This window comes from Dysgonomonas sp. UBA7710 (assembly GCF_002482385.1).
GTDB lineage: Bacteria > Bacteroidota > Bacteroidia > Bacteroidales > Dysgonomonadaceae > Dysgonomonas.
The window spans coordinates 98,952-121,740 of the sequence record NZ_DLFW01000018.1 but is presented as its reverse complement, the minus strand read 5'-3'; the positions used below and the strand labels follow the sequence as shown (position 1 = coordinate 121,740).

General features: G+C 43.4%; 12 protein-coding genes. All 12 read right to left on the bottom strand.

Features of this window, described 5'->3' with window-relative positions; genetic code table 11:
* Positions 1-190 (bottom strand): hypothetical protein (locus B3317_RS05850; protein WP_291109551.1); only part of this gene is annotated, 190 nt, incomplete at its 3' end.
* A gap of 643 nt (positions 191-833) precedes the next feature.
* Positions 834-2,810, bottom strand: coding sequence for an alpha-L-arabinofuranosidase C-terminal domain-containing protein (locus B3317_RS05845; protein ID WP_414647452.1), 1,977 nt, complete (start codon positions 2,808-2,810; stop codon positions 834-836).
* A 182-nt stretch (positions 2,811-2,992) separates the two neighbouring features.
* Positions 2,993-4,927 (bottom strand): glycoside hydrolase family 97 protein, encoded by a 1,935-nt coding sequence (locus B3317_RS05840; protein WP_291109549.1) that lies wholly within the window; start codon positions 4,925-4,927, stop codon positions 2,993-2,995.
* 9 nt (positions 4,928-4,936) lie between these two features.
* Entirely contained in the window at positions 4,937-5,497 is a 561-nt protein-coding gene (locus tag B3317_RS05835) for a sugar O-acetyltransferase (protein WP_291109547.1), read from the bottom strand.
* Between the two features lie 217 nt (positions 5,498-5,714).
* Positions 5,715-7,604, bottom strand: a complete 1,890-nt coding sequence (locus tag B3317_RS05830) for an arabinan endo-1,5-alpha-L-arabinosidase (RefSeq protein WP_291109545.1) — start codon at positions 7,602-7,604, stop codon at positions 5,715-5,717.
* Between the two features lie 41 nt (positions 7,605-7,645).
* The gene (locus tag B3317_RS05825) at positions 7,646-9,439 is read right to left on the bottom strand and encodes a RagB/SusD family nutrient uptake outer membrane protein (protein ID WP_291109543.1); all 1,794 of its coding nucleotides are present in this window, start codon (positions 9,437-9,439) and stop codon (positions 7,646-7,648) included.
* A 115-nt stretch (positions 9,440-9,554) separates the two neighbouring features.
* Entirely contained in the window at positions 9,555-12,776 is a 3,222-nt protein-coding gene (locus B3317_RS05820; RefSeq protein ID WP_414647451.1) for a SusC/RagA family TonB-linked outer membrane protein, read from the bottom strand.
* Positions 12,777-12,806: 30 nt separating this feature from the next.
* A complete protein-coding gene (locus tag B3317_RS05815) occupies positions 12,807-14,582 on the bottom strand; it encodes a RagB/SusD family nutrient uptake outer membrane protein (protein ID WP_291109539.1) in 1,776 nt (591 codons plus the stop codon).
* A 6-nt stretch (positions 14,583-14,588) separates the two neighbouring features.
* Positions 14,589-17,735, bottom strand: a complete 3,147-nt coding sequence (locus tag B3317_RS05810) for a SusC/RagA family TonB-linked outer membrane protein (RefSeq protein ID WP_291109537.1) — start codon at positions 17,733-17,735, stop codon at positions 14,589-14,591.
* Between the two features lie 21 nt (positions 17,736-17,756).
* Positions 17,757-19,556, bottom strand: coding sequence for a LamG-like jellyroll fold domain-containing protein (locus tag B3317_RS05805; protein WP_291109535.1), 1,800 nt, complete (start codon positions 19,554-19,556; stop codon positions 17,757-17,759).
* 141 nt (positions 19,557-19,697) lie between these two features.
* Positions 19,698-21,182: an arabinan endo-1,5-alpha-L-arabinosidase gene (locus B3317_RS05800; RefSeq protein ID WP_291109533.1), complete on the bottom strand. Its 1,485-nt coding sequence runs from the start codon at positions 21,180-21,182 to the stop codon at positions 19,698-19,700.
* Positions 21,183-21,208: 26 nt separating this feature from the next.
* Complete coding sequence (locus tag B3317_RS05795; RefSeq protein ID WP_291109531.1) at positions 21,209-22,753, bottom strand: alpha-N-arabinofuranosidase; 1,545 nt, start codon at positions 22,751-22,753, stop codon at positions 21,209-21,211.
* Positions 22,754-22,789 lie beyond the last annotated feature (36 nt).

Here is a 22,789-nt window from a genome sequence, read left to right as displayed (position 1 = left end):
AGAAACGGTCACGGCCTTCCCACCGCGGGTTCTTAGGGTCGTAAACCAGAAACCCGGTGAAAAGCACATTGATGAAGTCGGCGCCGCCCATGGCGCCACCCGGATGCCCCGATTTGGCTTTCTCTACCATCGAGGCCGATAAAATACGGATGTTGTCCGCGGATTTGTTTAATAGACTGATTGTGGTCATAAGTTATATTGTATATGATTATTTTAATTAATAATTGAAAAAGTAACAAAGGTAACACTTAGTTCAGTTAACAGTCAACAGTTAGCAGTTAACAACTTGAACTCTTATCTACTCATAACTGCCTGCAGGGCGAAGTTACTTGTAACCTAAAAATAGACTTACTATTTATTATTTTCAACTTAGCATTTATTAAAAGGTAACAAAGGTAACACTTTTTTCAGTGAACAGTCAACAATGTTAAGCTCTGTCATGCTGAGTGGAGCGAAGCATCCCATTTATTTAAAAACTCCGTATTACCCCTTTTACTCTGTGTTTATAAATAAAAGGTTACAAAAGTAACAACAAAATCAGTCATCTGTCAATAGTCATCAGTCAACAACTTGTATCTCGTATCTTGTCTACTTGTAACTATTCTCAAAAGGTAACAAAGGTTACATCTTTTTCACTCTTTCAGAATGTGTTACTTTTCCAAAATATATTTTTTCAAAGAACGACGAACTATAACTAATAGCTCCGTTATATAGATAAAATTATTGAAAAAGAATCTATCCCAAATTTAGTATAAATAAAAAGAATCCAAATACTATTTTCCGTCAAAGCAGAGAATATATTTGGATTCCTTCAAAATAATCTGATTGTTGATTTACAGCTTTATTTTATATACACCGAATGATTGACCCTGAGTCTGTATATTTAGTATATTTCCATCTATTTCTGCGGTTGTTTTCCCGGGAATAATATTTGTTGGACTATCGAGTGTATTTATCGCTTTCAAGTTATTATTCTTTATCACGATGCAATCACCGACGGTAAATACCGCATTCTTTTTAGTTCCTGTCAATGTTACTTTTACATTCTTTGCTTCGGTACTTGTATTTGCCACTTTCACAATGTAACAGTTCTGGTCTTTATCATAAACAGCAGAAGCATAAAGGTTATCCTGCCCTGTCACAGCCTTTTTATCCGGCCACAACAAAGTCATTGTATTTGTCCCTTTATTTTGCGCATAAAGTTGCTGCACATAATAGTTCGGAGTTTTCATCATCCGCAGATTATCGAACCAGATCATATCCGGACACCATTGCCATGCATCCACATGTGCAAAAAGAGGCGCATAAGTACACATATGTACAATATCGGCATTGCGTTCCAATCCGGTCATAAATGCAGCTTCGGAGAGAGCCGACAGAAAATTGTTCTGCTTACCTGTAGAATAGTCGTGTGAAGCGTATTCTCCTGCAAATACCGCAGGCCCTTTGCGGTCATAATTATCGTAACGTGCAGCGTTTTTGAAGAACCAATCCGGTTCTTTATAGTAATGTTCGTCCACTAAATCCACCTTCAGACGTTTCATTTCGGGCCACAGATAGTCGAATTGCTTTCCGTCAGCCGAAGGCCCCGAACTGCCGACTATCTTCATATCAGGATATTTCGCACGAATTTCTTTCACGAACGGAGCCAGATGTTCGGGATATTCCTCTCCCCATTGTTCGTTACCGATACCTATAAATTTGAGGTTGAAAGGTTCCGGATGTCCCATATCGGCTCGCACTTTTCCCCAAGTGGAAGTTACAGGGCCGTTTGCAAACTCGATCAGGTCGAGAGCATCCTGAATGTATGGTGCTAAATCGCTTACAGGCACATGTGCATGTTGATCTTCGTTCTGAAACTGACATGCCAGCCCGCAGCTTAATACAGGCAGTGGTTCTGCTCCCATATCTTCCGACAATAAGAAATACTCATAGAAGCCTAATCCATAACTCTGATAATAATCAGGGAAGAAACGGTGAGGGAAGGTATAATGCCAGCGGTTTTCATTTACCGGACGGTTTTCAACCGGACCTATAGTTTTTTTCCAGTCGTAACGGGTATCGAGGTCTGTTCCCTCAACAATACATCCTCCCGGAAAACGGAATATACCGGGAGTAATGTCCGTCAGCGCCTGAGCCAAATCTTTTCTCACTCCGTTTTCACGGCCTTTATATGTGTCGGTAGGAAATAATGAGACATGGTCTACGGCAATCGCACCCTTAGATGTAAAGAATATGCGTAAGCGCCCTTTTTCCTCTGTCGCCTTAGCTGTTATTATTACCTGATGCTTTTGCCAGTCCGATGAGTTTATAACCAATTCCTGACTGCCTATTATTTCATCTTTGGGATTGATAAATTCGACACGGATTTTCTGCTCTTCCGTTGTATTCACTTTCTTCGCCCAAACAGAAAAGCGGTAAGTCGCATCTTTCTTAAAGCCCATCCCACGGAAGCCTTCGTTCTCTATCCCTGTATGCTTATGCGCATGTCCGGGATTGGAAAGTACCAGATAATTCGGATTTTTATCAAAAGGGGGATTATCTTTCCGCACTTCCACTTTACCGAAAGTGTACCAGCCCATGAGTTCCTGCGGAAAATCAAAAGACCTGTTTTTCACCAGCTCGGCATACAATCCGCCATCGGCCCCGAAGTTTATATCTTCGAAGAAAAGGCCATACATGGTAGACTGAACAGGTGCTCCCATTTTCTTCGTGTCTAATGTAAATTCATAGGTCTGCTGTGCAACAGCCGACTGGCCAAAAGTCAATAATGAGGCCAGACCTAAAACTTTATATAAATTCTTTTTCATATTTAAAGAATTAAGGTCCCTCCCAGCCTCCCCAAACGGGAGGAATCAGAGAGAGCATATGTTTTTATAAAATTATTCATTCATCTTTCTATATACTAAAGTCCCCCTCCATGGAAACAACGTTTGACAGAGCGAAGCGGAGCCAAACAGCATTCGGCGGAGCCAGTTAGGAGGCCGAACTACTAAAATACTATTACAAATCCGCCATTCGGCTGAATTTCAACGCTTAGTTTTCCATTATTCAATGAAACCTGTTTTTGGCTGAATGTACGGTTAGTATCACCATCGGTAATCATTGTACCTTCTTTTGAGATATTCAGTTTCGACAAATCCAGTTCCAACGTTTTCACTGCGGTTTCGGCATTAATTCCGGCCACATACCATTTTTCTCCCGACTTACGTGCAAACACGGCATATTTGGCAGGGAAACCATCTATTAACTTTATATCATCCCATACCCTTGGTACATTCTTCATATACTCCTGTACATAGTCAGGTTGTTTCTCCATACTTTCAGGAATTTCCACATAATGCTGAATTCCGGATTGGAAAAGAACGGTCAATGCAATTTCGAATCCGTTGGACGTACGACGCTGGATATTCGGTATCTCGCCAAAACAAACCGGAGTAAAGTCCATAGGACCGACTACATTACGGGCAAAAACAGCCGTAGCACAATGTTGCGGAGCCAGATCAGCGGTCTCCTGAGCAAAGGTGATAAACTCAAATCCTTTGATAGATTCCAACGTCATCAGGTTAGGGAATGTACGACTCCAGCCACGGGGAACAGTAGTTCCGTGGAAGTTGAGCATCAACTTATAATCAGCAGCGTCCTGCATCATATCATAATAATACTGAATAGCCGAAGGCCCGTCCCCCGGCCAGAAATCGACTTTAAGACCGGCGATTCCCATCTTGCTCACCCGTTCAAATTCAGCTCTGCGAGCGTCCCTTGTTAATAGTGCATTCTTCGGGGTTTGGTAAGTTGTATTCCAATCTCCCGCGGAATTATACCACAGAAGAAGTTTAACATTCTTGGTCTTAGCGTAATCTATCAGCTCTTGTATTTTTTCATAACCTATTACCGTATCCCAAAGTCCATCTACCAGAACATATTCCCATGTCATTTTAGCGGCATAGTCGATATATTGTTTCTGACGGTCATAATTAACAGACGGGTCTTTTTCCACACCCCAGCTCCATGCTACGATTCCGGGTTTCACAAAACTTGCATCTTTCACACGACTTGGCTCGGAAACATCTGTTACCATCGAGCTTTCTACTATATCGTTTAACGCTCCCAGCATAATCACACGCCACGGAGAACGTAATGGCAGTTTCGATATCGGAGTAACAGGATCGGTGGGTTTTACAGTTTCCCCCTGTTGCGGAAACTCAATAAAATATTCGCCCTCAGGACTATGTTGAGCCAGACGTGTGCCACAATAAGGCGGTTCTAATCCCGCTTCTGTAAGTAACACCCATGTTTCTCCGTTATTGAATAAAGCCGGAAAACTCCATCCTGCTTTTTTAGGGGCTTCCGTTCCTACAGGGATGTCTGTAATATAATTATCCTCATAGCTCGGACATGTCTGTGCCCAGCAGTTTTTCACATCATCGTGCGGATGCAGCCACGCTTTAGTTGCAGTTGCAAAGCGGAACGATGTATTTTCTTTCTCTATTGTCTTTTCATCTGTAGAAGTTTCATCAAAGGCATAGCGGAAAGCAACACCATTGTCTCCGATATGGAAAGTAATTGTCATTTCTTCCCCTTCCGGATTTTTTACTTTCACATCCCATTCATTTGCCTTGAAACTATTGTTCAGCCTTTTTTCGGCAGGAGTGACATAAGTACCCTGTACATCGTGCCTGGCACCGATGCTTACAATTTCAAGAGAAGAGAAATCGGCATCGTTCCTTACCAGTCCTAAAACTGAAGGCTCGATAACTGTTATACCATTCTTTTTAATGGTATATTTCAAAACTTTTGCAGAATCCCGGTTCAATTGCACTGCTATTTTTCCATCAGGACTGGTTAAAGCATCTTGCTTTGGAGAACATGATACTAATAATCCGATAATAAAGAGAGGTAGGAATCCTCCCAATAATTTTTTCATGGTAATTAATTATTTAGATTGATTTAGCTTTTTCACTACTCTCGCAGGATTACCAACCACAAGACTATCGGCCGGAACATCTTTTGTCACTACTGCCCCTGCCCCGACAACAGAACGGTCACCGATAGTCACACCGGGACAAATCGTAGAATGCCCTCCTATCCAGCAGTCTTTTCCTATAACTACAGGCTTGCACGCTTCCCATTGTTTGCGGTCTTCAATATCGAGCGGATGACCGGCTGTATATATATGTACGCCGGGTGCAATCAACGTATTGGCACCTATCTTTACTGTTCCGCCATCAAGGATAACCGCTCCGGTATTGATAAAAACATTTTCTTCAGCATATATAAATTCACCATAATCGCAGAAAAAAGGAGGTTCGAGGTGGAGATCCTTTGCCGAATTAGGACATAATTCGTTTATTACATCATGAAATTTATCGGTATAATATTCCGTCACGTTCAATTTATGAAGTATTGGCTTTATCTTTGCCCGATGTCCGATCATCTCTTCTCCATGAGCCCAATAACGCTCTCCGGCAGCCATTTTCTCCTTCTCTGTTTTCATTTTTATATCAGCGATTTGTTTAGATATCCTGGAAACACCATATAAGTGTACCAAATACACTTGCAAGATAACAAATAAGTGTCTCAGAATACACTTATTTAGATATGTTATAAAACATGTTATTTCCTACAAATCTGGCTATCAGCTATACTTAAAAGGTAAAAACTGCATTGCCGCCAATTGACAACAAAGCAGTTTTTAGTACGAAAATGAAAAACTATTTTATTTTCTTCCCCCAGTAAGTTTTAAAATTACCACCATAAGCAGCATAAACTATAGTATGCGTTCTGGGATTAGCTTCCCAGTCCACCTCACGTTGCAGATATAATTCTACGCCATTTACTGTCAGTACTTGCTTACCGGCATCATAACTCCATGCAGCATTTTTCCATGTACCTTCCGAAACAGTATGCTCTGCCGTCAATGTCATTACAGACGATTCCTTTTGTTTTCCGTAGCTATATGACAAATCGATATGCTCCCAGTTGCCAACCAATTCTTCTTCAGTAATAGCTACTTGTGGTACAGCCCCGTAACGTTCAGGCATCACCAGTGGCCATCCGTCTTTTGTCCAGCGAATACTGCGGACATGTCCCATCATAATATAATTATCTACACTTTCAGGTAAACGCCCTTGCGAAGAATAGTACCAGTTGCCATTACCATCGTTGAATATAGCACAGTGTGAGATACCTACCCAGCCATTGCTATTAGCAAATTTATATGGATGAGTAACCACCGGAAGCATGTCCCCGCCAGCAGTCACATTCGTACCATCAATACCCAGATATGGTCCCGTAATACTCTTCGAACGGGCTACACGGGTATTATAAGGAACGCCGAGCGCGTCATAGGCCACAAACAGATAGTAATAACCTGTTTCGGGATTGTAGACTATTTCCGGGCCTTCACTAGCCTGCCAGCGATTACCTGCCTGACGTGTGTATATCAATTGTCCGTATCCGGCAGGGGCGCTGGTATCAGCCCATGGAACTCCTAAATTTTGTTTTGGCATGCCATCTGCAGCATTCAATTCCATAGCTACAATACCACTGTGCCATGAACCGTAGATAAGCCAGTGCGCTCCCTCAGGAGTGACTATATATGAAGGGTCGATAGCATTCCATTTGTAGTAGCAATTTGCCCAGTCGTTTGCCTGCACATTAAAATTAAGTCCTTTATCCGAAGCATTGGTGACTACATATCCTTTGTCTACCCAGCCATCATTATTTGCCGGATCGGTGTTTTCCATCATGCCGATAAAGGCACGTTCGCCCCAAGTACCCTCGCCATTAAGCAGCCCCGGACAAACAATCGAGTAATACATGCGGTACAAATCGTCATTTACCTTATGCACACTAGGCGCCCAATATCCGAACTCACTTTCACTGGTACTGGTAGTTTCTCCCAGCCCCATCTCCTTCCGGATTTCATTCAGTTTAGGAATAACCCACCCCGGTAGTTCTTTCATAGTTCCACCGAGATATTCCCAATACACAAGGTCTTTGGAACGGCGGACATGAAAATGTCCATGTCCGGCATGCGCATTTCCGTATGAAGCATCCGTCTGGTACATATAATAATAACCGTCTTTGGCCAACACCACCGAAGGATCGTGCACATTGGCCAGATTCCACTGGCTACGGTTGTCCCAAGCGGCAATACTTGCATAATTATCTGCATAGGCAGGAGCCTTATACTGAGCCAGTTGTTCATCGAGTGTCCCTTCGCCGGTCGATACCTCTATTTCGGGTGAATAAGCTACTCCCCCGTTATAGATGCTTACAAAGGCGCGTACATAATAGGTGGTATTGCCCTGTAAACCTGTAAGCGTAGCTGTAAAAGACTCATTGCCCGTAGCCACAACCGTTGCATCGTAAATATCCGGGTTGGCTTTAGTGCTATAGCAAAAACCACGTTTCGACAATATTACACTATTTGCAGAAGACAATGTTGCCTGTAACTGCACCGACGAATAGGTTATTTCCGACACAACAGGCGTTTCAATGATTACGCCTAGTTTCCCAAAATCCTTATCATCGTCACTGCACGCCCCAAGAAGGAGCGAGCAGATAACTAATAAGCTAAACCATTTATAGTATTTCATACATTTTTCGTTTTTAAAGTTTTCAACCTTTACATATCCTTCTATTCAGATGCCACAGATAATTCCCAACCCGGATTTTGCCTAAGATTCGGAGCCTTCTTCACTTCTGTATCAGGCAACGGGAAGTAATAGTTTTTCGGGCTGTTGAATGCTCGGGTAGGATGTTTCTGAGCTCCACCGTATGTGTAAACGGTTGAAAGTTCAGGAGTAACAGTTACACCATAAATATTGTACACCTGCTTGTAACGCGGCAGGCTCTTTTCACTGCTGACAGTCTGGCCCTCGAACAATTTCCAGCGACGCTCATCAAAGAAGCGATGGTCTTCGAAACAAAATTCTATGCGGCGTTCGTTACGGATACGCTCACGAAGCTGTTCCTTTGTCATACCTTTATAAGGCGGCATACCTACACGGGCACGCACCTGATTTACATACTGATAAGCCTGATCGGGCCCCGAAGCCTCATTTATCGCTTCCGCCGCATTCAACAAGATTTCTGCATACCGGAAGATAGGACAGGCATGGTTGTATGTAGAAGGGCTTTTGAACGACATATTGTTCAGGAACTTCTTTGTATAATATCCGGTCAGTGTACCGCCATGCAATTGTTGATAGTCTTTTCCGTCAGGATATGATACATCTACTGCACGTTGTTCTTCCTGCAAAGGATCACCCCAGATGGACCCGTTGTGCAGAATGGTCTGTTCCAGACGCGGGTCGCGGTTCGCATACGGATTCTGGTCGTTATAAGTAGGGTCCTGATCGATAGGCAGACCATTGATGGTTTCATAACTATCTACCAGATTCTGAGTCGGATTGGTACGTCCTGTGGAACTTGCTGTACCACTGAAACCGCAAGGTGCCAGGAACAACTCTATCTGATAGGTATTCCATACCGAACGGGTCAGAATGTATTCGTCATTATAGTACGGAGTGGTCACAAAACATTCGTAATAATTTTTATTCGGATTATTATCACTTGTCGTATATAACTTATAGCGGTTACTGTGCTTCGCATTTTCTGTAATTAAATCCAATGCTGCTGTAGCAGCTTCCTGCCAGTATTCAGCCTTATTGTCCGGATTATGGAGCGCGGATGCCCTGTACAATAAAGCTCTTGACTTTAAAGCATAAGCAGCGGCCCCATTCACACGGCCCCAGTTTTCATCCTCATTGCTATAACGGTACGGTAATTGATTTTTTATGGCGTCACACTCGTCGGCAATCCATTTCAATGCGTCCGCACAGTTCGTACGCGCCCTGTTCATAGCCTCTGTGTCGCTCGGATCGAATACGATAGGTATTCCATTCTCATCATTGCCGATAACAGGTACATCACCAAACCAGCAGGCTATGTCGAAATGGAAGATAGCGCGAAGCAGACGTGCCTCGGCTATATTACGATCGTACAGATGATTATCGTCTCCTGTTTTTTCCGAATTACCAATCACTGACGAACGGGCGTTCTTCATAAACTGGTTTGCCGCCCGGATACCTTTGAAGTTCTTCGGCCAGAAATCCCTGGCAAACGGATGATCTGCAGCCGAGTAACTGTCGGTAAGTACACTATGATAATAATGCACATCCCAGAAAGACAAAGAATTGTCGGTCATACAGTCGCGCGACGCGGCCAGAAATTGTCCATTATTATATCCTGCGAAGGCATCAGGCAAATAAGTATAAATATTTGCAAGGAAACCCCGCGTATTCTCAAAGCTACTGAATACCTGTTCGTCCGACAGGGACAAGTCCACTTCTTTGCCCAGATAATCACTACATGAATGATTACTTAATAGCAACAGTACTGTGGTTATATATATTGCAATCTTTTTCATTTTATATTCCTTGTTTATTCTTGAATTAAGGTCTCAGACCTTTTTATTGCTTTTGTATGTATAATAGCAATAATATATTATGTCTGAAAACAATGCTTTAAATATTTTACCTTACTTAGAAGCCAATGTTTATACCAAATGAGAACGAACGGGTTTTCGGATACCACCAGCAATAGCTCATCGGCTTCTCCGGGTCCAGGCCTTTCGGCAAATGGCTCCAGGTATATAAATTGTATCCGCTGAAATAGATACGGCATTTGGTAAGGTTAGCCTTAGCTATAAGCTTCTTAGGAAGGGAATAGCCGACTTCGATATTCCGCAGCGACAGGTAATCCCCGTTTACGATCCATATATCATTCTGATATGTGCCTGTACTGCGGTCACTGTCAATAGCGTTGAATCCGCCATAAGTAGGACGCGGATAAGTAGCGTTGATGTTACGCGGATCGGTAGGATCGTCATTATAATATCCCCATGCCTTGGTCACTTCATGGGTACCCATGTTACTCCAGCCCGAATAGCTGACAGCAGGAGACAGGAATACCGAACGGTTGAGGTAAGCCGTGAGTATGGCACGGGCATCGAAACCTGCATATTCGAAACCGAAAGTCATAGATGGAATCAATTCCGGAATAATGGTATAAGTATCGGGAACCATATCATTAGAGTCAATCTGACGGTCGCCGTTCAAATCTTTAAATACGGCAGTACCTAATTGTTGAGAACCATTCGAAGCCGTATTGTACGGATATTTCTCCGGATTATCTATAGCATCCTGCTGACTGGAGGCAATCAGGTTTGGATCGCTTGCCCAACCCTCAAATTTGTAAATATTCCAGCCTCCGATACTGTTATTAAACGGTATTTCGTAAAGTTCCGCAACTGAAGTATAATCACGGATACGGTCACCTGTTTTGCGCTGCCAAGGCACATTCGGCTCTGTCTCATCCATTTCGGTAATCTTATTGGTATTGTAAGACAGCATACCTTCGACAAAATAATTCACCTTACCTATATTACCACGATGACCAATAGATAATTCGAATCCTTTGGATTCAACTTTTCCGTAAGAGTCCTGAGCCACCGACACACCTACTATACTAGGGATAGTAGAACGGTCTATCAGAATATTCGAACGCCACTCTTTGAATGCATCGAACGAACCGTAAAGCTTCTTATTCCAGAAATCGAAGTCTAGGCCCACATTTAGCATTTCAGAAAGTTCCCACTTGTTGTTATTGCTGCCTGCCAGACTTTCATAAATACCACCGATGCTTGAACTGGAAGTACCAAAGTTATAACCGGTACCTGAGCCATAAGTGCTTTGATATGGATAACGGTTGGCTCCTGTGGTAGACTGCCCGGAAGTACCATATGATGCGCGGAGCTTCAGCAAATTAATATTCTTGTTTTTCAGCCATGATTCTTCCGAGGCTACCCAACCGATGGATGTTCCCCAGAAAGTACCCCAACGATCGTCAGGAGCAAAATTGTCACAACCCATATGAGAAAGGTTACCTGAGAAAATATACCTGCTGTCATACACATAAGTAGCCTGTCCGTTGTAGGACATGAAACGGTTGGAAGACTGATTGGCATAGTTGGTACTCTCAATCCGGTTCACTGCATTCTGATAGGTACGGAAGAAGGCTCGTGCTCCGACATTGTGTTTACCAAAAGTCTTATCGTAAGAAAATCCTGCATTGAAATTGAGATTGTAATAGTTACCGCGTTCGTTAGCCGTCGGGTCCGACAAGGCCGAGTAAGAGGTCATTTTTGACAGGGTAAACTCTGACGGATCGGTAACCGAAGCATTTGAATAATCGTAATAGTAAGAATTGATACTATTGGTCTGTGTAGATTCAAATACGTCGTAAGCATCGAAACTCACCATTGCATTTGCTTTCAGGCCGGGAACCAGTTCTCCCAGATCGCCTGTCACATTTACGGTCGAATACAGGTTACGGCGACGGTTCTTTTCCTGACCTGATGAAGCCAGCAATCGTGCCGGGTTATTAGCCGTATTGGATGAATATATCTGTCCTCCCGGAGTATATATCGGTTCCATAGGATTGGCTTCCACCGCACCGAAGGTCACGAGGCTGAATACACCTGTTGTGGGTTGCGTAATATTATCGATACGTCCCCCTAAATCCAATGATACGTTCAAATACTTATTCACATCTATATCCAGATTCGAGCGCAGGTTATAGCGGTTCAGCGTATGAGAAGTATTATAACCTTCGTTATAGCCCGTCCATTTGTCATTCCACATACCCTCCTGACGAAGATAAGAGAACGATACATAATAACGTGCACGGGCATTACCGCCACTGATCTGCATATTGGTCTTATATAACGGAGCTGTTTCGCGATACAGTTCTTCAAACCAGTTTGTATTGAAATACTTGTACTGGTCGATACCTGTCAGCTTCTCACCTGATGATACACGGCGGTACATCTCTACCTGAGCATTTGTGTACATAGGGTCAAGGCCATCGAGATATCTCACCTGATTGCGGGTCAGCGCCATATTGTAAGAGTTCTGTGTTTCAAACTTATTGCTCAGCATCTGAAAACCTATTTCCTGTGTAAAGTCTATCTTCGTTTTTCCTGCTAAACCACGTTTGGTCATCACCATAATCACTCCATTAGCTCCACGCATACCGTAAATAGCTGTCGCTGCGGCATCTTTCAGGACAGTGATATTCTCGATAGGAAACGCATCCAGAAATGAGAGGTCACGTTCTACATTATCTACAATTATCAGCGGACTACGGGCATTCTTATTCATTGTACGCAAGCCGCGGACATACATGGTTGTTTCCGTCCATCCCGGCTCACTCGACCATTCGTAGGTTTCCACTCCGGAAAGAGTAGAAGTGAAAGCATTCTGAAGCACTGAAATAGGGTGCTTTTGCAATTCTTCACCAGTTACTACCGAAGTGGCTTCCGTCATAAATTTCTTCGGCTTGCGGCCGAAAGGAACAGGCATAGTATGTAAATATTCATCTAAATCCGGTTCCATTACAATTTGGAAAGCGCCGCTAAATTCGGCTGTACCGGTAGCATTTTTATAACCAATACTGCTGACACACAATTCATCGTCCGGCTTTACATTCTTCAGACTGAAATACCCATCTTCACCGGACAGTGCTATGCGGCTCTGCTCCGCCACATTTACCACAGCTCCGGCAATAGGTTTGCCTTCGGAATCCACGATACGGCCTCTCAATACCTGTTCTTCTTGTGCCCAAGTATTGCAGGTTACGAATATCAGTACCCCCATCAACAGGAATTTACTTATTCCTGCCAACTTGTTTTTTATATTATTCATGCTTGTATACATATGTATTCAATTTAAGGATTACCAACCCGGATTATTTTCAATTCCTGTTTTCCAAACTTCCCCTTCAGGTATCGGATAGAGATACATCTTGTTCTCGAACACCCGGCTCTGGGCCACCTTACGCGTAATGGTTCCGTCTGCACTTACATTTACGCCATAGATAGGACGCGACAATGCTTCTACAGCAACATTCCAGCGGCGGACATCCCATGCGCGATGTTCCTCGAAAGCAAGTTCCACAGTACGTTCTTTATGAATGAAGTTGCGCATATTATCCTTAGAAGACGTCAAATCGCTACGGTCTGCTATCTTACCGCTAATGCCTGCGCGGTGACGGATTTTATCGAGCATATTATATACTTCCGTTCCCGGGCCTTGCGCCTCGTTCAACGCTTCGGCATAGTTGAGCAGGATTTCAGCGTAACGTATGATAGTCCACAGGCGGTAAGCGCTCTGAGAATGTTCTGCGCTCAGGATAGTTTCAGGAATATACTTGCGCACATAGTAACCTGTCGGAGTTGCATTCGTATTACCAATAGGATTGTCCCTCTGGCCCAGTACCACATTGATAGTACCATTACCCCACTTCACTCCATTGCAGAGGACGGTTGCAGCCAGACGCGGGTCACGGTTCGCCCAAGGTTTGGCTTCATCATATCCGCTGGCGGTATTTATAGCCGGAGTATTATTAGTATATACCGGAGCACCTGTTTTATCATACTGAGCAAAAGGAGAAGAGCCATCTGCCATATCGTACATATCCACTAAGTTTTGCGACGGACAAAGTCCTCCGTTACCACCTTCGCCGACAGGAGTATCATTCTTGATCGCATCCCACCTTATAACTACATCATTGCGATAAAAAATCACTTCCTTGTTATTTCCCGAATAGGCAGTCCTCAACAGTGCATTGGTATAAGCCTCCACACCCAAAGCATTCCCATCGGCATCAGTAGTCGTAAACAGACTGAAGTTCGCGCCGTAATCATCAATAAAACTTTTGGCTGCATCAGCGGCCTGCTGCCATGTGATACCCGATTCGGTACTGAAACGCGGACTAGCCATATAAAGCATTATGCGTGAATACAGGGCCCGTGCCATAGGCTGGCCGATGCGTCCGGCCTGACTCGAATCCCAAGCTTCGTCATAGACCAGCAATCCGGCTTCGCATTCTTTCAGTTCTTTCAAGATAAAGTCTACAACATACTCCTTCACTGTCGGGCGATTAATATAATTACTCAGCAAATCACCATCCGGATCGAGAACTTCGGTTACAATTGGAATGGCCCCATAACGCAGGAACAACTCCCAATAAAAATAGGCACGCAGGAAACGGGCTTCCGATGTATAGTTCAATTTATCCTGCTTGTATTGAGTATCGCTCAGAGAAGGCTCCTTCGGGACACTTTCGATACGGGTAATAATCATGTTACATTTACGGATAGCACGATAATAATGTTCCCATGTACCTGTAAGTTCCGCTTCGCCAGCCGAACCATAATAGTTTCCAATATTAAAAGTAGTTCTCACACCACCTGTAGAATAACTGGTTTCTGCTAAATCCGTAGCCGAATCCAACCAGGAATCTTTAATACGACTAGCCCCGTGGCGTAAAAAATTATAAGTATCATAGTGGAATTTCACCATCATCTCCCAGTCGCTAAACACTTCCTCTTCCGTCAGTTCGTTACTGGGCTGCTTGTCCAGAAAATCACCGAAGGCGTCCTCGCATGAAGTCAGTATGAAAGCAGCGATGCACACAGCAAATAAGCTATATATAATTGTTTTCTTCATGTTCTATCAGAATTTAATATTTACACCAAAATTCAGAGTCTTCATAATCGGGTAACGGTTAGATCCATTGCTTTCCGGGTCGGTCAGGCCATCCAGATCATCCCATGTTATCAGGTTATTGGCATTAAAGAACAGCCGGCAGTCGCTCATTCCTACTTTCCGCGCCCAGTTGGTTGGCAGAGTATAACTTAACTCGATATTCTTCAAGCGGACAAATGCTCCGTTTTTCAAGAAGAATGAGTTTTGACGCTGATTATGGTCACCATAATTATTATAGTGCAATAATGGATATTTGGCATTTGCCAGATTATAGGCTTCACTTTGTGACGGATTCCAGCGATCGAGGTGATGCTCCTTCACCTTACCCCCGTTTACAAAAGCGAACATGGCCTCAGCATCATAATAACGGCTCACATTATCAACCCCCTGGAACATAACACTGAAGCCCCAGTTTTTCCAGTTGATACCCAATGTCAGCGCATATATATTTTCAGGAATATCGCTTCTGCCGATAAAGGTTTCATCCCTCTCGTCAATAAAGCCGTCTCCATTCATATCACGATATTTCAAATCACCGACCTGCACATTGCCAAAGGTCGAAACCGGAAGATCGCCACTGTCAATATCGGCTTGTGTAACGAATCCGTCACACATCAGTCCGAAGTATTGGTTGATAGGATGACCTTCCCGTTTACGGTATTCGGTTTTCAGGCTGGGTTCATCCATATCAAGAATTTCATTACGGGCATGAGAGTATGTCAGACCGACAGAATAATGAATATCTTTACCTATACGGTCGTTATATTTCAGTTCAAGCTCGTAACCGCTATTCTTTGTTTTACCTAAATTCCCGGCAGCCATTGCAACACCTACCCACTGCGGACGGATGAGGTATTCTGTCAATATATCGTTACGTTTTTCATAGAAAACATCTATATTGCCGTTCAGCCTGCTGCCAAACAAGCCAAACTCAAGTCCAAGGTTGTATTTGTGCGCGCGTTCCCAAGTAACGCCGTAGTTAGGATACTGAGATTCGTAGACACCACTTTTCCCGGTAGTTCCGAAATAATAGTCATTTGCGATCTGCGACCACTTTTGTTCATATAAGAAACGCTGTCTTACACCGTTGATCTGATATATATCATTACCTACCTGCCCGTAAGAAGCACGAAGCTTCAGGTTATCCAACCAATTCTCTGTACCCTTCATAAATTCTTCGTTGGCAATACGCCATCCTAATGAAAAAGACGGGAAAAAGCCAAAGCGTTTGCCACGCATAAAGTTTTCGGAACCGTTGTATCCGGCATTAAATTCGGCAAGATAACGATCGTCATAACCATAGGTGACGCGGCCCACCAAACCCTGGTAACGCTGTGCCAGATCCGACTTATAACGATAGTCATTCTGCATATAGAGCATCATGGCAGTCACATCATGCTTTCCGAACTTGCGGGCATAATTCAACTGAGCCTCCATGTAGAGTTTATAGATAGATTTAAACTTTTGCGAGTCTCTCAAACTCCCTTCCTCTGTAAACGCCAATTCGGTATCTTTATTAAACTGATTATAAGCATCGATAGATGTATAGTTGTCGCGGTCGTTCAGCTCGTAAGTAGCAAACCCTGCGGAATAAAGATTCGTATGGTAATTTTCATAGTCGAACGAAAGCATTGCTTTGGCGCTCAATCCTTCGGTCAGCCAGCCCAGTTTATAGTCGACGATAAAATTGGTTTCGTTGATGGTATTTACCGCACGGTAGTAACCACCCTCGGCCAGTGCGGCTACTATGTTGTTCTGGTACTGTGAGCTTCCTCCATAAAGGGTTTTGGTATCTTCACCGTTCTGTACCGTATATGATACAGGGAAGAGCCAGCCCGGAGTATGATTCAGTTCGTAAAATGTTTCGCTATAATCATTCCGTTCTTCGGTATTGGAACCTTTACGTTCTTCGAAACGGGTACCGAAATTTACCGAAAAAGTCAAATCCCTGGTCAGAAAGAAGTCGGTATTGGCCCGGAAAGAGTAACGGCGGTAATGAGGGCTTGAGCTATTACCATATACATTGTTACTTAAATTCTTAACCAAAGACGACTGATCGTAAAACTCGCCTGATGCGTAGTAACGCATGCGCTTGGTACCTCCACGTACACTTACATTGTAACGCTGTGCGGGAGCTGTACTTTTCAATACTTCGTCATACCAGTCTACATTTGGATAAAGCATGGCATCCAATCCATTCAATTGACCGGCACTCGATTTACGGTACATTTCAATATCGCTGGCAGAGAACTGAGAGGGTAGCCCGTCATTGGCCAACGCTTCTTCGAGTAATGTCACCGACTCATAAGAGTTCAGATAAGTATTTTTGCGTGTAGGGCTTTGTATCTGCCAGTTAGCAGTCAAACTTACTTCCGGTTTTTGCTCCTTACCTCTTTTGGTAGTAATCAACATAACACCATTTGCACCGCGCACACCGTATACGGCTGTGGCAGAGGCATCTTTCAGCACGGAAATAGTTTCGATATCATCCGGTGCAATTTGTGAGAACGGACGTTCAATACCATCCACAAGGATAAGCGGCTGTGCATCGCCCGCAAAGGTAGCACGTCCGCGGATATAGATTTGCGTATCATCCGCACCCGGCGCACCCGAAGTCTGCGAAGTGACAACACCGCTAATCTTACCGGCAATGGCTTGTGAAACGTTAGCAGAAGGCGACTGAAGTATATCTTTAGTATTTAACTGCGAAATAGCACCTATAACACTCTCTTTTTTCTGTGATCCATAGCCGACTACGACAACTTCACTCAACAATTCGGAGTCTTCCCTCATTGTCACATTTATTATCGTCTTGCCTTTTACACTAATTTCCTGAGCCTGAAAACCGATGAATGATATCACCAATATAGCATTATCACTGCTTACTCTCAGGCTAAAGCTGCCATCATCATCCGTAATTGTACCATTAGTAGTTCCTTTTTCAACGACACTGGCACCGATAACAGTCTCTCCGGTAATATCTTTTACGACACCTGTCACCTGTCTGGACTGCGCCCATGCATTTTGTCCAACCAGCATCAAAACAAGTATTGGCAGCAACCGCAGGAGCAAATTGCTCCACGGTGCTTTTCCATTTGTCCGTTTATTTTTCATATACAGTATTTTATTGATTTATTATTCAGCAGCATTCAGGAACGGATAGTATCCTACCGTACGCATATTCAGGCTGGCTCCCTCTACAGTAAGGAATGCGCCGACATCGGTAGTTGTAATTCCCTCATAGAAGAATGTATAGTCACCCAGCTTCTCTCCATTGGCTGTCGTTACTTTAGCTGTCATATCCAGACGGTCACCACTGCGTCTCAGTATTATCATACAATATGCTCCTTTCATTTGCGTGGTAAAACTATCCCAATCATAACTTGCAGAGATATTGCCTCCTGCATAGTTGCCGTCTCCCCATCCGAAAGCATCGGCCCGTAATACGAAATATTCCGCATAGCCGGCTTCACCTCTGTCTTTACCATTGGTAACAACCAGTAGCCAGTTGTTCCAGTTTGCGGCACCACTGGTATTGTTGATAAATGTATAAACAAAAGGATTAGTCTTAATCAGGGAGAAATTGGAGAAATACGACCACCAGCCCGCGCTTAAATCTGCCGGACCAACCAGATAGGTATCCGGTGCATATTGCTGGCCTACATATACCGTTTCGGGATCGATTGCCAGATATGAGCCTTCACAGGTCAGGAATGCACCGATATTATCAGCAAGACTTCCCTCATAGAAGAAGGTATAATTATATACTGTACCCGCGGTTGAGGTAACTACAGCCTTAATATCTATCCGGTTGCCTGTACGTTTGATAGTCAGATCTACATAAGCGCCTTTCATATCATTGACAAAGCTGCCATCATCAAAATTAAAGTTATGAGATATATTACCTCCTACATACTTGCTATCTCCCCATCCGTAAGCATCGGCACGCAATACGAAATATTCCGCATAACCGGCTTCATCCCTATTCTTTCCATTGGTGAGAACCACCAACCAGTTCTTCCAGTTATCAGTACCACTGGTGTAGTTATAGAAACCGAAATGCATAGTCTGGTCACCCTGCATTGTTACAAGATCGGAGAAAGCCGACCACCAAGGGGTAGACATATCTTCGTTACCAACAATGATGTAATTATTTTCTTCCTCTTCACCACCTGTTCCCGGTACTTTTATCTGACTGTCGGTAATCTGATTACGGTAGATAGTGAGGTCGTCCAGCATCCATTCCTGAGTTTCAGCGCCTGAGCCATAACCCAGATATAAAGAAGGTACGGAAGCCATGAACTGAACGATTTTAGAGAAATCAAATCCGGTGACTTCCTTATCTATTTTCTTTTGTCCGTCTACATATACAACATATCCGTTATCACGGATTGTCATAGCGACGTAATGCCATTCACCGGCTGTCAGCAATCCGGTTTTATACCCTGAAGGATTGTTGTCCTCGTATTTTCCGTCAACGCCATCATAACTTAACCAACCATTGGCTGTGAAAAAGAATTTCTGCGTGCCATTTTCGTTTTGAAAAGAGAAAAGCGCTCCTTCCAAATCCTGCGCGGAATTTTCACCTGTCTGAACAGCTTGTTTCATCCAGAAAGTGAGTGAAACTCCATTTTGAACTTTCACACTGTTGAGCGGATTATTAATATGTGCATATCCACCATTCAGATGAAGCACACTACTCTTGCGTTCTTCATCGTTTGCCAGCGCGGGCGTGTTTCCATCACTATAAGCATAGAGTTGAATAATTGCAGGGTCAATTTCCTCCTCGAAGGAATAAGTAACTATCTTTTCCAGTTTAGGATAAACCTGATTGCCTGAAGGGGGATCTGTTTCACCCCAATCCTGACATGAAGCACACAAAAGGATTGTAAATGCTGCCATAATCAACGGCGCCCATTTTTTTACTTTTTGCATATAACTTAGATTAATGATTAATAATTCTTTTTTGCGCAGTATATACTGCTCAGAAAACATTTCGGTTAACACAGTATATTACTGTTTTTCAATAGATTTAAAGTCACAAAGGCGTAAGATTATTTTTCTAATTTTTATTTCTTATTTTATTCTTTTTCCCCAAATGGAATATCCTTTGGAATTGAGTCCCGTAAACAAAATAGTCTGAGTCTGGTTTTCCCAGTCCTGTCCCATAAACACCTGTAGATTGCTGACAGAATCCGATATACTGAAACTCAATACACCATTCCTATCGAAAGACCACTTTCCTGACAAACCGCCACTCAGTGACAAATCTTTATTTAACGTAATTACATCGGATCTGTTTTCTTCCCCTTCTTTAAGATGGTTTTCACCCCACAATACTTGTCCCGCAAACAAGTCGCGGGCAGGCGCATCGCCTTGTATAACAAGCATTTCCCAGTCGCCTACAAGATCGTCCTCCTGTATTTTCTGTTGCGGGGTAGCCGCATATCTTTGAGGAGACACTACCGGCCAGCCGTCGGCAGTCCAGTACATATCCCTGACATGAAGATCCATCATATGGTTTTCGGGACGCAGGCGTGCCTGATGAGCCATATAATATTGCCCGTTTTTATCCGTGAATACACAGCAATGAGCAGTGCCGGCCCAGCCTATATGGTTGCGGAACTGATAAGGATAAGTCAGTATAGGGAAGTTATCTGTCTCTTCGCGCATATCAACTCCGAAGAAATCCGTGAAAGGGCCTTCGGGCTTATCGGAGCGGCCTACACGCACGTTATAAGTGGTCATTAACGGGTCATAGGAAACAAACAGGAAGTATTTCTTCAGCCCGGGGTTATAGATTATTTCCGGTGCTTCTATATTGTTCTTCTTACCGTCGAAACGACGGGCGGTAAGATGTCCCTGATCCCCGTCGTTAAGCGTAAGTCCTGTTTCGGGATTCAGTTGCACGCAATGCAGCCCGCCGAAATAAGAGCCGTAATGCATCCATTGCTCCCCATTTTCAAGATTGGTAACAATACTCGGATCGATGGCATTCATTACATCGCCTGTCTTCGTTTTCACCACACAGCCTTTTAGTTCCCAGGGGCCTTCGGGCGATACGGATTCAGCCATACCTATATAAGACACCTGTTTGGCAAAAGCCGAAACGCTGTAATATAAGCGGTATTTCCCTTTATATTCTACAATGTAGGGTGCCCATATATTGGTTGCGCCTTTACCGTTGTTATTATTCAAAACCCAGTCTTTGGCTTCCTGTGGAATTTCCTTAAAGGCCCATCCGGAAAATTCCCAGTTGACAAGATCTTTCGATTTACGGACTTGTATATAACCAAAAGGCAGATTATCTTTCTTCATTGCCGCGCTGTCTTCTTTATAAATAGCGTCGGTAGAATACATATAATATGTATCCCCTATCAGCAGGCACGACGGATCGTGTACATTGTAGGTACCCCATTGTTTATAATCCTTCATCCGGGAGATGCCGGAATAATCGTCAACCCACGGATTAACATTGGCTTTCGGCTCAAACGGTTTCTGAGCACAGGATACAATGAAAGTACAGCATCCTAAAAGCAGGATATTGAAAATTGTTTTCATAGTTAATTTAACCGCAAGTTTGTGAGTTAATTCAATTCTATTGTTACCACTGACTTAGCCGGAATCTTCACCGTTAATACATCATTCTTCACCGCTGCATCTTTGAAATCCTTCAACTCTACTTCGTTTGGCTTTTCGAATGTATTGTGAGAATCTGTTTTGGGTGCAGTAATTATATTACCTGAAACGAAACGGCCGTTTTTCAGGTCTTTAATAGTACATGTTATATCCACCGATTGGTTAGGATCGATATTCACAATTGATACATGTATTTTTCCGTTGCTATCTTTCGATGCCGAAGTCGATACCGAATTGATTTCCTTACCCAGACGGCTGTATGAAGGACTTATAATATCGAGCGGTAGCATGGTTGCATCCTGATGTACTTTATACATATCAAATACATGGTAAGTAGGAGTCAGCAACATTTTATCACCTTCTGTAAGGAACAAGGCCTGTAGCACGTTGACCAACTGTGCAATATTAGCGATACGCACCCTGTCGGCATGCTTGTGAAAAATGTTCAGAATAGTTCCTGCCAGTAAAGCGTCGCGCAGGGTATTTTGCTGATACAGGAATCCCGGATTTGTTCCCGGCTCCACATTGTACCATGCACCCCATTCGTCTACTATCATGGCTATTTTCTTCTCAGGATCGTATTTATCCATTATGGCAGCATGTTTTGTCACTATCTCGTCCATACGCATACCATGCTCCAGTAACGAGAAGTACTCATCTTCATTGAAGCCAAGCGCGTTTCCTTTATCCTCCCATCTGTAGGTAAATGTATAATTGTGAACCGATACACCCGACATCATGTGATGCGGTATGTTTTTCATCATCACTTCCATCCAGCGGTAATCGTCTACATTAGGGCCTCCGGCAACTTTGTACAATCTGTTTTCACCGTAGTTGCGGCAATAAGTAGCATACCTGCGGTAATTTTCGGCATAGCCTTCCGGAGTCATATTTCCTCCGCAGCCCCAGTTTTCATTACCAACGCCCCACAGAGTTACTTTCCATGGTTTCTCGCGTCCGTTCTTCTTACGAAGGTTCGACATAGGGCTCTCCCCGTCAAAAGTGATATACTCCACCCATTTAGACATTTCTTCTACCGTGCCGCTTCCCATATTTCCACAGATATATGGTTCTGTTCCCAGTGCTTCACACAGATTAAGGAATTCGTGCGTACCAAAACTATTGTCTTCTACTATCCCACCCCAGTGAGTATTCACCATTTTAGGGCGGTCTGCTCTTGCACCTATTCCGTCCATCCAGTGATACTCGTCGGCAAAGCATCCTCCCGGCCAGCGAAGGTTTGGTATTTTAATATGTTTTAACGCATCGATAATATCCTTGCGCACACCGTTCACATTAGGTATATGAGAATCCTCACCTACCCAGAGCCCATCATAAATACAACGTCCGAGATGCTCAGAAAAATGACCGTAAATATGTTTGTCGATCTTGTATTTTCCGGAATTCGTTTTAACGACTATCTCCGCCTTTTGCTGTGAGAATACCGTTATACAAACAAAAAGAGATAAATAAAACAGTAGATTTTTTTTCATGATAAGTTATAAGTTGTGATTTATTAGTTTTTTAGA